Origin of the sequence: Vibrio sp. 10N.286.51.E5 (genome assembly GCF_041469125.1) — a bacterium.
Classification (GTDB): Bacteria; Pseudomonadota; Gammaproteobacteria; order Enterobacterales; family Vibrionaceae; genus Vibrio; species Vibrio crassostreae_C.
The window spans coordinates 1-15,410 of sequence record NZ_JBFRJZ010000060.1 but is presented as its reverse complement, the minus strand read 5'-3'; the positions used below and the strand labels follow the sequence as shown (position 1 = coordinate 15,410).

Below are 15,410 nucleotides of genomic sequence, written 5' to 3'. Positions count from 1 at the left end.
TAGTAAGTAGTGATTAAATTAACAGGTTTAAGTAAGAAGTATGGCAAGTCACTCGTGGTTGATGATGCCAGTGCTATGTTCCCGAAAGGCGAAGTGACTTCTATCATTGGCCCAAATGGTGCGGGTAAAAGTACACTGCTTTCAATGGCGAGCCGCTTAACAGACAGCGACGCGGGTGAAGTGGTCATTGGCGATAAGTTACTGGCTGAGTGGGATACCAAAGAGCTAGCGAAGCACCTTGCCGTGTTAAGACAATCAAATAACATCAACATGCGATTTACGATTCGTGAATTGGTCTGTTTTGGTCGTTTCCCACACTCTCAAGGTCGCTTGAAAGACGAAGATCATAAGATCGTCGATACAGCACTAGAACACCTTGGCATTACTGACATCCAAAACAAATACCTTGATGAGTTGAGTGGCGGTCAGCGTCAAATGGCGTTTATCGCGATGGTTGTGGCGCAAGATACGGATTATGTGTTCTTAGATGAGCCACTGAACAATCTTGATATTAAACACTCGGTCGAAATTATGCAGACGTTGCGTCGTTTAGCGCATGAGTTCAATAAAGCGGTCGTTATCGTGATTCATGACATCAACTTCGCTTCTTGTTACTCAGATAACATTGTTGCGATGAAGAAAGGCAAAGTGGTTAAGTCGGGTAAGGTTTCGGAAGTGGTTGAAAAATCAGTGATGGAGTCTATCTACGAGATCCCATTTGAGATTCGTGAGTTCGACGGTGTTCGAATCTGTATGTATTATTCTGGTCGTTAGATTACTGAATAACTCGGTTGTTTTGCTTTCTAGCCGTTGAACGAAAAGAGCTCCCATATAAGGAGCTCTTTTTGTTTTCGGATAGTATCTGTGTTGTTAGTGAAATGTTGCAATGCAAAGGTAATTCCCCTTGTATAATAATAACTTAACTGACGTAATATTGACTGGTCGTACTTCTAATAACGCCAGTTTGAAGTCACTCACAGATCTACTCTTCATTTTTGAAAATCAATTGTTTTTTTTCTACTTAACCTCTGGAAACCGTTCTACACTAGGGTTATAACTGTTTGATTTGTATACGAGGTATCAATGAGTCGGAAACCTATAGTGTTAGTCGTGGATGACACCCCAAGTAACTTGGATGTGTTAACGGCAATACTCAAAGATACTTATCAAGTGAAAGTAGCGATTAACGGCACAATTGGTATCAAAATTGCGAAGATGGTGCCGCAGCCAGACCTTATCCTCCTTGATATCATGATGCCTGACATCGATGGTTACGAGGTGTGCCGCCAACTTAAAGCTCAGCCGAATACGGCTCACATTCCTATCATTTTCGTGACCGCCACAATTGGTCCAGAAGCCGAAGTAAAAGGGCTCTCCTTGGGGGCTGTCGATTACCTAACCAAGCCGATAACCCCTGCAATTGCACTCCAGCGTGTGAAAACGCATATCGCACTTTATGACCAACAACGCGCGTTGTTTAGTCAGGTAAAAGAGAAAACTCAAGAGATCAATCTCGGTAAGCTAGAAACACTGAACATACTGGGTAGAGCTGCTGAATTTAAAGACAATGAAACAGGCATGCACGTTAAGCGTATGAGTCACTACTGTGAAGTGCTAGCTAAAGCCTTGGGAATGACTGACGAAGATGCCGAGACGTTGCGTGATGCAGCACCAATGCATGATATTGGCAAGATCGGTATTCCTGATAGCGTATTACTCAAGCCGGGTAAATTGGACGCCGACGAGTGGACAATTATGCAAAAGCATGTCGAATATGGTGTTGATATACTTGGTAGGCAGAGTGATTCCAAACTGATGCGTATGGCTATTCAGGTGGCGCAATATCATCACGAAAAATGGGATGGCAGTGGTTATCCAAACCAGATAGCTGGTGAGGGTATCCCATTGGTTGGAAGAATTGCGGCTGTTGCTGATGTGTTTGATGCCCTGACCGCAGAGCGCCCTTATAAAAAAGCTTGGAGTATTGATGAGGCGCTGAACTTGTTTGAAGAACAGAAAGGCAAACATTTTGATCCAACTATCGTTGATGTGTTTTTTCTGAAGTTACCTGAGATTCTAGCAATTAAAGAGAAATTTAGAGATGAGTGATGGCTTGATGTTGTCGCTAAATCGTTTGGTTGTTTTTCTGGTCATTACACTTGTGGTGTGGTCGCTGCTAATGCGATCTACGAATGCTGCTGAGGTAACAGATACTGAGTTAAATCAGTGGTTGGGAAACCAACCAACGGTAACTTTTGTTGTCTTGGCCAACCATTATCCTTACTCATTCATCGATGATGATGGGCAGGTTTCTGGGATCATCAAAGATTGGACATTAGATCTTGAACAGCGTTTTGGTGTCCATGTTCGGTTTGTCACAGTTAACTCGCGTGTCGAGGCTAAAGCCGCGTTAGTCGACGGGCGAGGCGATGTATTTCCATTCCAACAGTTCGACCCAAGTGAAGGTGGCCGTTTTCTTGCGAGTGCTCCCTATATTCCTTATCAGGTCGCAGTGATTGTTCCCATCGACAACAAACTCGATGGAAACCTAGATCAAAATAATAAACGCCGTATTGCGATGGTTAATGAAAATATCGATTTGGAGCGAGCCGGTGTCAAATTGAGTTCTATTGAGCGAGTGAATTTTGATAACGTTATTGATGCAGTACGTGCGTTAGGGGCCGGGGATGTCGAAGGCATGGTCGGTGAACCTATCACCACTATGGATCTTGCGAAAAAGATTGGCGTTCATGATTTAGCGGTAAATTATGTTCTGGAGCATTGGAAAAGGTTTGAAGCATCAATGGTGATTCGAACCGATGAACCAGAACTGCTGACGCTAATCAACAAACAGATTGAAACCTTCGACGTTGATAACAAGAACCAGATTTTATCGAAGTGGCTAGACAGTTCCCCCTATCGAGTGCCGCTAAAAGGCGTGTTTGGCTTTGGTAACCCTCCGTATATTTACCCAGACAGCACCGCAGTCGGGCTAGAGCACGACATTCTTCAGCGTGCACTGAATGACATGGGATATAAACTAGGTGACGTTGTCACACTTCCACCTAGCGCCGCTAAAAAAGCCATCGATAACAATAATTCTATAGCCTTTGTTTCTGGTGTTCAGTTTGATGATCCTAATGCGCACTTTTTAAGTGATAACGTTCTTAATGTTGAGTTTGTTCCTGTTTCACTAACTCGCCGCAAACTCCAACTTCAATCCCAAAAAGACCTATCATTAGGGGCGTTATTGTTCGACGAAACATCCTCAATTAAAAACTCTGTTGAAGTTCTGAAGAGTAAGTTAGACATTGATCGTGTTGAAGATTACGAAGATCTTGAATCAGCATTCTCGCAGTTGAGGGCTCAAAATGTTGACCTGCTAATGGTTGAACGAAGAGTGCTAGAGTGGTTTATCACCAATACTCGTTTTATTGAAATGGCAGAGCTAACGCTACATGACGAGTATAAAGTTGAGTATCCGATCTATGTGGACTTTAAGAGTGAAGAAATCAGAGATAGCTTCAATGCCGCAATTAAAAGGCTTAAACAGGAGGATGACGGCTTAAACCAAATTATCGAGATGCAGGTTCAGAGTGATTTAAGCCTAGTCCTTAAAAAAGCGAATATTATCGCGCAAATATCTGCGTATTTTATCGTCAACGACCGCTTTGAAGAATTGACGGAAGTGTTTGAAATTTTCGACACGGACAGTTCTTTTCAGGTGATCACCGCACAAGCGGATAACAATAGTCGCCCGATCAAATCTTGGTACATAGGCAACCTAGTTGATCAATATGGAGAGAAGAAAAATACCTCTCACTTTTCATCAGTCACCAAGGTGGCGAATTATAGGACCAAGGGAGGGAGTATCAACTCTGGTTCGATGACTTTCTACTTTGATGTTAATTCGTTAGTGCGGAACCATGTTTATTTTCCATCTGTCGAACAATTTAGTTCATTCGGAGATGCGGCGAAACGCTATATTACGGATGTTTATCAAGCGAGTAACTTGACAGGAGAGATCCTAAATCTAAGCCAAAAAGAGAGGGCGTGGATTAAAGATAATCCGGATGTACGTATAGGTATCGATCCGAATTCGTTACCTTATGAAGCGGTATCCAATACCGGTGAATACATCGGGATGATTGATGATTATCTAACGCTGATTGAACAAAAAACAGGGCTAAGTATTCAGCATGTTGACGTGGCGAATTGGTCTGAGACCCGAAGCTTGGTTGATCATCATGAAGTGGAACTGGTCTCAGCAGCTCAAGAGAATCGTTCGTTAGGAGATAACGTCAAAGCAGCTAAAAGCTTGTTTTCAAGTCGTTTGGCCATTGCATCGAGAAGAGACGTTAGTAGCTTGGTACTTGAAGAAGCTGATGGTTGGAAAATCGGTATATTGAAGAATGCGGCAAATACTAACGCGATTTTAGATAAGTACCCGAACGTTGAGTGGGTAGAGGTAGAATCCACGGCCGATGGGCTCAACCGATTGGATGATAAAACCTTAGACGGCATGGTCGACACTGTTGATGTCCTCAATTACCTCATTGATTCATTTGGTCATCGAGGGGTTGGTATCATCGGCCGGTTAGACTTCTTCCTGTCGCCAACTCTGCATGTCATCAAATCTGAACCTTTGCTGTTGTCTATTGTGAACAAAGCGATAGGCAGTATCTCGGCTGAAGAACACCAGAAGATCTCAGCAAAGTGGGCGGCGCCCAAAGCGATAGAAAGAGTTGATTATCAATTGGTTTACACTATTTCGGTTTTTTCTCTGGTGATCCTTCTTCTTATTATTTTCTGGAATCGTAAATTAGCGAAGCAGATCAGTATTGCTAAGGAAGCGACCGAAGCTCTGGAAAAGGCGCAGAACCAACTCTACAACATGCTAAATAGCTCTCCAATTGCAGCCAGCGTGGTATTTGAAGAAGAGGTTCGTTACGCGAATGATACGGCGAAACGTTTGTTTGGCGTGGATAATCAGGCGTTGTCTTCTATCGACGTCGCTGCTATCCATGACTCGCTGAGCGTTCGTGATGGCGTGCATAAAGAGCTCGACCTTAACGGTAAAGTTGAAAATAGGGAGTTGGTACTCAGAAAGTCTGATGGAACCCGATTTGTTGCTTTGGTCAGTTACTATCTTTTTGAGATTGATGGGGAAGTCGCCACACTATTTTGGGCATTCGATATTTCAGAAATGAAGCGCCTTAACGAACAATTGGAAGAAGAAAAACAGAGAGCCGATTTGGCGAGCCAAGCTAAATCGGAATTTTTAGCTAATATGAGCCATGAGATAAGAACCCCAATGAATGCCATTATTGGCTTGTCTTATCTGGCGATTGGCGAAATATCTAATCCTGTCGCTCGAAATTATATTGAGAAAGTGCACCGTTCTGGCCATTCGTTACTCGGTATCATCAATGACATCCTTGATTTCTCAAAGATAGAAGCTGGACAACTTGTTATTGATAACGTCCCGTTTGATCCCGTAACGACCTTTAAAGATGTGATTGAGCTGATGGAGTCGAAAGCGGCTGAGAAGCAGCTCAATTTGTCGATGGTCATAGACTCTGAGTTAGACACGCCATTGCAAGGCGATCCATTGAGGTTGTTCCAAGTCATACTCAACCTTGTGGGTAACGCGATTAAGTTTACGGAAAAAGGCAGCGTAGCGTTAACGGTGGAGCATGTTGACTCGAACGACAGCAGCCTAACCATGAGAGTGAGTGTGATGGATACCGGGATAGGCATTTCGGATGAGAACCGTCACAAGCTGTTTGAAGCCTTTAGCCAAGCGGATACCACAACGACACGTCGGTTTGGCGGTACAGGGCTTGGGCTCAACATTAGCCAGAAATTAGTTCATGCGATGGGCAGTCAAATTACGGTAGAGAGTGTTTACGGGCAAGGCAGTGAGTTCTCCTTTGTACTGACATTGCCACGCTCAAGCTCGGATGCGTTAGCCGACTTCAAAGCTCAAGAGTTGCAACTGGATTATCAGATAGAGTTCAAAGGGCAAAGAGTGCTATTGGTTGAAGACAATGAGCTGAACCAAGATCTCGCCTTAGCATTTTTCAGTCGCTCTAAATTAAATGCCGATCTTGCTGAAAACGGAAAGGAAGCGCTGGAGTTAGCTAAAAACAACGACTACGAAATAATCTTCATGGATCTTCAAATGCCGATTATGGACGGCTTTGAAGCTACCCGTTTGATTCGTGAATTCGATATAGATGTACCGATTATTGCAATGTCAGCCAGTGTTTTTGATGATGCGAAACAACGAGCGAGGGCGTCGGGCATCACGGACTTCTTGGATAAGCCTATTGTTATTGATAAAGCGATGTCTCTGATTACTCGATACATTGTTCCTGAGGTATTAGTTGAAGGTAGAACGCATTCAGATGCGATACAGACAGGTGATTCTGATGAGAGTGCGGAATTACACTCTGATACTCACATAAAACCGCCTGTTTTCTCTCAGTCGAGGTTTGAGCAACTGACTTATCATGATGTGAAACTGCAAGCCAAAATGCTTGATAGGTTCTGCAAAGGATCACCAGACATGATGTCGGATGCTTTTGATAGCTTAGTACAAGGCGAATGGGAGACGTTAGAGCGTAATCTACATACCTTAAAAAGCATGGCAGCTTCGATTGGTGGGTTGCGATTGGCAGAGTTACTCAGTGATTTAGAAAGCAAAGCTCATAACAAGGCGTGTGATGAAGAGGATCTTAAACAAGGTGAGCTTGGGTTAATTGAACTGATTAAAGCAGTTGAGATCAGCTTTGATGTGCCTGGTGCCAAAGGATCTAATACGACAAGTTCTGAAGTAGCCGATGTGAGTCTTGCTGATACCTCTGACTCACCGAGCATCACGTCAGAACAGCATGCTCAGTTGCTATCACTGCTGGATGCGTATGATAACGATGCAACTCAATATGTGACTGAGTTACTGGCACAGTATCCACATTCTGTTGTTCTCAAAGATGTTCGAAGTGCGTTAGATAATTATGACTTTGAACGAGCAAAAGAGGGGCTTGGCGCTTCTGAGTAGTTGTCTTTTATAAATATCACTTCAACATTAAAGCCTTTAGCTCTTATAGCGAAATACCGAGCTAGCTAAAGGCTTTAAATCTATCTATACCGAACTAACGACTCACGTTCTGTTTGATTAGCTCAACAACCGTATCGTATCGGTGCGGCAGTTTTCGGTTTCGTTTTTGAACCAGATACAGCGTTTCCTCTACTTCTACCTTTGGCGGCACAACGTGTAGCTTGTTTCTATCTGGGAAGTGTTCAACCGCGCCAGCCGGTAACACGGTAAAACCTAATCCTTTTGATACGGGTAGCAAGATCTGGTGAAGCTGATTGATGTAGCCAGATCTTGGTATCTCATTAACGTTGATGTTCGCTAAGTCTTTATCTCCGCAAAGGTCGAAATACAAAGACAGATAGTGTGCAGAATCTGGGTGGGCAATCAGGCCAATGTCATTCAATACTTGCGGCGTTATCTCTAAATCAGCAAGGCTGTGGTGAACAATAAGACACAGTGCTTCTTTGCCGATGACTTGGCTTTGGTAGTAGCTGTCGTTCGGGGAATGCCTAACAATGCCGATATCGGTAGTGCCTTCGCTTAGGTCATTCAATATCTTTTTGTTTGGAGCGGCTTCTAAGTTAATGCTGAGCTCTTGGTGTTGCTGTTGAAGTTCAAGAAGCTTGGGATACAGACGCAAAGAGAGTGAGCCAGAGCAAGACAAGTGACATTGCCCAGCATAAGGGTTATCAAAACTCAGAGACTCAAAAAGATCTTCTTGGTCTTTCTCTAGTTTGATCGCATAGCGATACATAATCCGACCCTGTTCGGTCAGTTCGAAGCTCTTGTTTTCTCGAGATAGCAGGTCACAATTACAAGCTTGTTCAAGCTTCTTGATGTGTTGGCTGACTCCAGGTTGTGTCATATACAACTTTTCTGCCGTTTGGGTGAAATGGCCAACTTCAACCAGAGTCTTAAACGTATTGAGCCAAAGTGGATTAATCATACTCACCTTCAAATACTAAAGCCTATAAATAACAAAGCCAATAAATAACAGAAAATTATTATTATCTTAAGTAATGATAATTTCAACTCTAGCGTCTTAAGTAACGCTAATCAAAGTCATGTGGTGGTAGCACTTTATATTGGTCTATTGGTCGCTTTGTAGAGTTGCTATGAGTAACAAAGTGTTGCGACTTTGTTGAATTTTTGGTCTATTGACCAACTGTGCTCATATTTAGGAACGAAGATGAATAGAAATGTTTGGCTGCTCTCACTGTGTCAGGCCTTGTTGATGACGGGTAACATATTACTGATCTCTGTGATTGGTTTGATCGGTAAGCAGATTGCACCCAGTGTCAGCATGATCACCTTTCCGGTTGCACTGCAGTTTTTGGGTCTAATGGCAGCCACTATTCCTGCGTCTTTAATTTCAGGCAAGTTAGGGAGAAAGAGAGGATTTAGCATTGGTAATGTGGTTGGCATTACAGGAGCTAGTCTTGCCACCTACGCACTGTCTCAGCAAAATTTCTATCTGTTTTGTTTCGCTACGTTCTTACTTGGGATAGGCATAGGTTTTGGCACGCTTTATCGTTTTGCTGCAATCGAGGTGTGTGATGAAAATGCACGTCATCGAGCGATCTCTATCTCGATGGCTGGTGGCGTTTTAGCCGCGGTATTAGGACCAAATTTGGCGATTATGTCGCAACAGTGGTCGCAAGATGGCTTGTACATTGGTGCTTTTGCTTCTTTGATTGGATTGAACATTCTTGCGTTACTCATCTTACAAACAATTCAGTTTCCAAAAGTCTCTTTTAATAGTCAGGCACCTAAATCCGATCCTCTCAGTGTGATAGTAAAAGCGCCTAACTTTATTGGCGCAGTGTTTGCTGCCATGGTCGCTTATGCGGTGATGAATATCCTGATGACAGCAACGCCATTGGCAATGATTGGTTGTGGCTTTGACTTTACCAAAGCAGCGGGCGTCATTGAGTGGCACGTATTGGGGATGTTTGTTCCTGCATTCTTTACTGGTTCACTTATCGAGAAGTTTGGCTCAAGAATGATGATCTTGGCAGGCGGGGTTCTGTTCGTCGTCTGTATCGCGATTAACATTCATGGCGAATCTATCTGGCACTTCAGAGCGGCTCTAGTTGTGCTTGGTGTCGGTTGGAACTTTATGTTTATCGCGGCAACAGGTTTGTTTAGTCAGTCCTACCAATCGCAGAATAAAGCTAAGGCACAAGCGTTTAATGAATTTATTGTCTTTGGCTGTGTGACGATTACAGCGATGCTCTCTGGCTGGCTAGAATCGACAGCAGGGTGGCAGAACCTCAATATCTACGTATTACCATTCGTGTTAGCTGTTATCTTGCTGTTCGCATTCAGTGCTCGTAAATCGCGTATTCAAAAGCAGCCTGTGTAATGGCTCATCGAATGGTGGTTCAGTAAATTTGTTACTGTGATTAAAACCCTAGTATCTCGAACTGCGACCAATAAAAAGCCCTACCAAATCGGTAGGGCCTTTGCTTACGGCTTAAATAATAACGTTTTCTTAAAACTGCTGTCGTGGCTTATATCCTGTGACAACAGTACTTAAGCTTGTGTTGTAAATACGCATGACAGAGCCAGCGATGATTTACAGGTCGACCAAAATTGTCTTAGTGGTAATCCCACCTTGGTCATCGATTATCTTCAGTGTCACCTCGTGCTTTCCGTATGAAGGGAAGATTGACGTGAATGTGCGACCTCGTTTCACCTTTCCGTTTGGAAGTGTCCACTCGGTATCAACAATACGACCATCGCTGTCTGAACTTGTAGACCACATGGTTACCCAGCGGCCCAAGTGAATGTACTTCGCGCTCGCTTCTGGAAGGGCGTTTGGAGATTCAACACTCACTACGGAGCTAAATGAAGCGGTAGCGCCTTTGTCGTCGACAACAGTCAAGTTCACCGTGTATTCGCCCGCTTGCTCGTAAGACCAAGTTGGTGCCACTTCGTTACTTGTTGTGCCGTTCCCAAAGTCCCATAGGTAACGGGCGATCTCACCGTCTTGGTCTGAGCTGAAGTTGTTTGCAGAAACAGTCAGACCAGTCACATTAAGCTCGAAGTTCGCAGTAGGAACGATGTTGTGTTGGCTTACTTTAGATAAGCGAACCACACCGTATTCGTTGTTATCACTCTGATTCACAATATCGACCGCTAAACCAAACTCCGTCAGGATGCGTCCTGAATCTGGTGCTTGAGGCGATGTGTAATCTTGGTCATCCGAGAAGCTAGCATTGCCAACCAAACTGGTATCTTCGAGTACATCGTTGTCGCTGTTTACAAGACGCATTGGAGTATGATCTTTGAGTGAAAACGCTGCGTCTCGAACTTGGTAGCGTGTTTGAGCCGCTTCACCAGAGTTTGCCCACACCATGGCATTTTGGTCTGCATCGACCACGCCTAACCAACCTTCACCAGGGTGTTTACCTACCCAGTTGTCGGTTAGTGATTCGTCGACGTACCAAATGATCAAGCCAGGGTCGAATGACATCAGTTGTCCCATGCGTTTGATGTTCGCTAGGCCTTCATCAACATCCATGTGGCTGCGCCATTGCAATAGATAGTAGTGCTGCGCTTGATGGAATCCATTACTCAGCTTGTAACCATTAAGGGCGAAGGTGGAGTTGCTTTCACCATCGTCTATTGAGGTCACTTCACCATCGACAACAACAGCAAGGTTATCTAAATAGAAGCCTTCCATTGCTAAGCCGCCATCGGTGATGTATTCAAAAGACAGTTCCACTTCTTGGCCTGCCCATTGTGAAACGTCGAACTCAGCGTCGACCCATCCGCCAGATTCGCCGCCAATAGCAGGAACGAGGTCCGTGTTGTATGGATCGTCCATTGAGGTAATGTTTCCTGCAATGGCTTGTCCGTTGATTAGCACGCGCGCAAAGTCGTAGTCTTTTTCAATCTCATACCAAGTTTTGAAAGACAGCAGTGCAGAATCACCCGCTGGGATCATCAACTTGCGAGTCATACTGCTTTTCAGATCATCGCCTTTTTGAGAGTGGAATGAATACTCGCCCTCAAAGGGTTTCAGACTTTCAATCTGCTTTTCAGGAAGATCCACTTTGATCATGTTAGGACGACTGTTATCCGTTGTTTGGAACAGCGTATACACTTGTGGATTGTCTTCTAGGTCATCAATCGAGAGCTGATCATCGTTAACCCAACGTCCGCCAATCGATTTCTGTAGGAAGTGTTTTGCCCAAGAGCTGAATGCCGTTGGTTGTGTACCACCAATTTGACCAGCCCAACTGCCCGAAGACATGATTGACCAGTAAGAAACCGGTTCGCCTCTGCCTGTGTATTGCGTGTCATACTCGTCTGGTAAGCCTAAATCATGACCATATTCGTGGGCACAAACACCTGCAGCCGCATCAATCGGTTGAATGGTGTAATCGAACGCCGCGTATTGGCCACCAAATCGATCTGGAAGCGAGCTAGAAGTACCTTCCAGTACATGAGTGCGACCAAGGTTGAATCGGTGAGACCAAATCGCATCAGGGCCTAACACGCCACCACCGGCTTCTTCGCCTACCGATGCATGAAACACCATCAGGTGGTCAATCACACCATCGGGTTCGCGGAAATTTCCGTCACCGTCGTAATCGTAACGATCTTCGATGTCGTAATCGGCAAGGTTGATACTCGGATCTTGAGCCAGTTGATTCAGCGCTTCACGAACCAGTTCTTGGGCGTTTAGGTCGTTGTCGGTGGTAGGGGAGTTGCCACCATAGAATGACGCAGGCTTAGAGGCGCGATACCAACCTGCCGCTTGACCTGAAACGCTGTAACTGTCGCCTGATTCGCTTTGGTAATATTGGCGCATCGAGATTAGGTTTTCGCCATTTGGCCCTGTGTAGCCAGAATTTGAAAACAACAACTCTTGATAATGTTCAGGGTTGTAGCTCTCGTAGAGCATCTGCGTGTGCTCTTCGGTCAACTTGTTGTCATCCCAGTTCAAATCAGGGAAATCGACCAATAGAGCGAGTACTTTATCGGTGCGCTTGGTGCCGACTTCTAAAGCAAAGACACTCGCTTTTTTAACGCCAGACCCTTTTTCTATGGCTTTGAGTATTTTTGCGCGTTGCTCAAGTGCTTTTTTTCCGAATTGAGCATCGCCTTTGAAACCGGAATTGATTTTATTTTTCAAGTAACGGTCAAGCGCATCGCGCTTTGCCGCATCGGTTGCATCTTGGTCGACTAAGCCTTGTCTAACTAGCATTTCAATGAGTTTGTCTTCATTAACTACGCCTAAATCAATAGGTGTTTTTGCATAACCACTGACGCTAAATAGAGTAAGCATTGCTGAAGCCAACAATGTTTTTCTCATCATTTTCATTATATTTCCTTTTTATATTTCCATGTCGATATCAGTATCAACTTGCCTTATTCGGATCTGTTGTCCGAGTTTGGCCTAATACACTCTTGTGGTGTCTTATTTAACTGACGTGTGTTTGTTGTATGTTTTTTACCTTCTATCTCTTTTGTATTGGTTGTCTCTTTTCTATTTTTTGAATCAAACGGAGTGCTCTTCACTTTTTTAGCGTTGAGATAGATACGCAAAGCTTCTTGATTTTCCTCATAGGTTAAGCCTGAGCAGATAACACCTTGTTTAATCAATGACTTCAGCAATAGTTCGTCGTTCTCAATAGTGGAAGCCTGTGACAGTGAGGAAAAAATTAGAACCATTAAAGCCATTGTTTTGTGTGACATTATTATATCAAGCCATCAATTTTGATTATGTAACAAAATATATTTATAAAATTTACCAATCAAATGGATAATTATTACAATTAATTATTCGTTCCGGTTTCAACATTTAGAGTTAATATAAAATAAGGAGTGTTATTTATTCTATTGTCAGTTATTTAATGGGTTTTGTTGAATGAATAGTTGATAGTTTGGATGTTTAATAACATTGATTAGGTCGTGGTTATTATTCTGGAGGGCGCTTTATACAAGGCGTTGGGTTCTAACTAATAAGATGATTTTTTATTATCGGTGTTTTAAAATACGCATGTAATAACTGAGTCATTAGTAAATACCCATGCTCAAATTATTTTTACTCAAAATATCAATAATTAGGGTATTGAGCGCGATTTAAAGTGCTTCAAGAGAACAGATTTCACAATAGCTCGATCAAATGGAGTTATCAGATAAGAAAAAGAGCCCGCGTTTAGGCTTTTTAGTTCGTGTACGCGTTAGCGATTTACTTATGGTTGAGTAGAGGATTGCCATGGTTAAGACATCCAAGCTTACTAAAGGCTTTGTTGAATGAGTGCTGTGCAAAGATTTAAACATTCGTACATTCCATACCTCTGTTTCAATGAGAACCATGAGATTTAAACTGTAGGTAACTTAGATGATTTATAAATGTTGATTTGAGAAGAAGCGTGAAGCGTTGAGCTTTGTGAGGTGTCGAGCGTATTTTTGTATAAATAGCAGGCATTTACACAAAATGTGACGTTCACATTTTGTCATAACTTTAATAATTGTATATATTCCTCGCCTAATATAATGACTGTCAGCTCATCTACTCAATCTCGTGAAACGCTTCTCAGCGAAAACGAACAACTTGTCTCTACCACTGATTTAAAAGGCGTGATTACGTACAGTAATGATGCTTTTTGTCGCATAGCGGAATACAGCCAACAAGAATTGCTAGGGCAACACCACAATATCGTAAGGCATAACGATATGCCGAAAGCCGCTTTTGCTGATATGTGGGTTAACCTAAAGCAAGGTAAAGCTTGGCGTGGCATCGTAAAAAACAAAACCAAATCTGGTGGGTTTTACTGGGTCGATGCTTATGTAACTCCAATTTACGACAATGGTAAGGTGAGTGGCTACCAATCTGTTCGTGTTAAGCCAAAGAATGAATGGATACAAGTTGCAGATAAGGCTTACCAAGGCCTCTTGAAGGCTGAAAAGTCGGGTCGCCAATGGTCATTAAAGATCAGTGACAGTGTTCGTTACGCCGTGTTGCTAGGCTCTTTGGCTGCGCCGTTAATTTCAAATCTCATTGAAGTAGGGCAAGTATCACAATGGTTGTTGAGCCTACTTCCTGTTTCAGCATTAGCACTGCTTTTCCGACAAGAGCTGATTGATACTCCACTGCAGTTGAAAAAGCTGCAATCTAAATTCGATAGTGTTAGTCGTCTTGTTTATTCAGGTAATAGTCAGTTCTCTATTGCCGATTTTCACTTAAAACTATTGTCTGCAAGAATCCACACCGTATTAGGTCGCATGACAGACTCAGCCAAGCCGTTACAAGATTTGGCTGACAACCTAAATGCGACGTCATTTCAAGTATCAGAAGCCTTAGATCAACAAACAAAAGACATTCTTCAAGTACGAGAGGCGACTGAAGAGGTTGAAGTCACCGCCAATGAGGTCTCTTCTCGCACAGAAGAAGCGCACCAGATTGTCGATGTGACTTTGCAAACCTGTGCTGGCGCTAAAGAGAGTATTAATCAAACTCATCAAAACTTAGAGAGCCTAGCTTCTCAGGCCGAAAAGGCGACTCAAACGACTTACCAACTGAGCGACCAAGCGCAGAGCGTAAGTAAGATAATGGAAGAGATTGGTGGAATCGCCGAACAAACCAACTTGTTGGCCCTGAACGCTGCGATTGAAGCGGCGAGAGCGGGCGAGAGCGGGCGAGCAAGGACGAGGCTTTGCTGTCGTTGCAGACGAAGTCCGTGCATTGTCGGGTCGAACCTCAAAGGCTACGGTTCAGATCAAAGAGAGCATCGATACAATGCTAACGACGATTGAAGGGTGGCAGAAAGATATTCTGGCGAACCGAGAGCAAACGGACGCGTGTGGTGATGTTGCTAAGGTAAGTGCAGAGCGCTTGTCGGAAGTCGAAAACCTAATGCAATCCATGAATGAACTCATGCAGTCTGTTGAAAGTTCTGCTCATAAGCAACGTGAGCTGTCGAGTGAGGTCAATCTGCATATGCAGTCTATCGCGTCTACGGCAGAACAAAATTTGGTTGCTACGCATTCAGTGAAAGACCACTCCACAGAGCTAAAAGAACAAGTTAATGAGTTCTACCAACTGGCAAAGCGTTTCGAAGAAAAATAGCCGTTAGATTTAATCCGAATGAGAGAAAAGACAAAAAAAGCCCCGCATTTTGATGCGGGGCTTTCTGTATGCATCAACCCATTTAAGGGCGAGACAGTGTATTCAAGATTAAGCTAGAAGCTCTTTCGCTGTGTTTACTACGTTTTCAGTAGTGAAACCGAACATCTTGAATAGCTCACCTGCTGGTGCAGATTCGCCGAATGTTGTCATACCGATGATCTT

At 43.5% G+C, this 15,410-nt stretch carries 7 protein-coding genes and 1 pseudogene; 5 read left to right on the top strand and 3 right to left on the bottom strand.

The genetic code is table 11. The features are described 5' to 3' along the window. Positions 1-9 precede the first annotated feature (9 nt). From AB4161_RS19630 to AB4161_RS19620, 3 genes are all read left to right on the top strand, one after another. Complete coding sequence (locus AB4161_RS19630) at positions 10-774, top strand: ABC transporter ATP-binding protein (RefSeq protein ID WP_017061894.1); 765 nt, start codon at positions 10-12, stop codon at positions 772-774. A 309-nt stretch (positions 775-1,083) separates the two neighbouring features. After that, entirely contained in the window at positions 1,084-2,109 is a 1,026-nt protein-coding gene (locus AB4161_RS19625; protein ID WP_029235511.1) for an HD-GYP domain-containing protein, read from the top strand. Between the two features lie 70 nt (positions 2,110-2,179). Further along, a complete protein-coding gene (locus AB4161_RS19620; protein ID WP_372083996.1) occupies positions 2,180-7,063 on the top strand; it encodes an ATP-binding protein in 4,884 nt (1,627 codons plus the stop codon). A 94-nt stretch (positions 7,064-7,157) separates the two neighbouring features. Here the strand turns inward: AB4161_RS19620 and AB4161_RS19615 are convergent, their stop codons facing one another. Next, positions 7,158-8,048 (bottom strand): LysR family transcriptional regulator, encoded by an 891-nt coding sequence (locus AB4161_RS19615; RefSeq protein WP_372083994.1) that lies wholly within the window; start codon positions 8,046-8,048, stop codon positions 7,158-7,160. Positions 8,049-8,291: 243 nt separating this feature from the next. On the opposite strand from AB4161_RS19615, the gene AB4161_RS19610 reads away from it, so the two are divergent. After that, positions 8,292-9,467: an MFS transporter gene (locus AB4161_RS19610; RefSeq protein ID WP_372083992.1), complete on the top strand. Its 1,176-nt coding sequence runs from the start codon at positions 8,292-8,294 to the stop codon at positions 9,465-9,467. Positions 9,468-9,680: 213 nt separating this feature from the next. Here the strand turns inward: AB4161_RS19610 and AB4161_RS19605 are convergent, their stop codons facing one another. Together AB4161_RS19605 and AB4161_RS19600 are read right to left on the bottom strand one after the other, a co-directional pair. Then, positions 9,681-12,437 carry an immune inhibitor A domain-containing protein gene (locus tag AB4161_RS19605; RefSeq protein ID WP_372083991.1) on the bottom strand — a complete coding sequence of 919 codons (2,757 nt, stop codon included), beginning with the start codon at positions 12,435-12,437 and terminating at the stop codon, positions 9,681-9,683. Positions 12,438-12,484: 47 nt separating this feature from the next. Beyond that, positions 12,485-12,811, bottom strand: coding sequence for a hypothetical protein (locus AB4161_RS19600; RefSeq protein WP_017064423.1), 327 nt, complete (start codon positions 12,809-12,811; stop codon positions 12,485-12,487). An 804-nt stretch (positions 12,812-13,615) separates the two neighbouring features. Between AB4161_RS19600 and AB4161_RS19595 the strand changes: the two are divergent. Then, a pseudogene (locus AB4161_RS19595) lies at positions 13,616-15,188 on the top strand (methyl-accepting chemotaxis protein). The last annotated feature ends 222 nt before the right edge of the window (positions 15,189-15,410 follow it).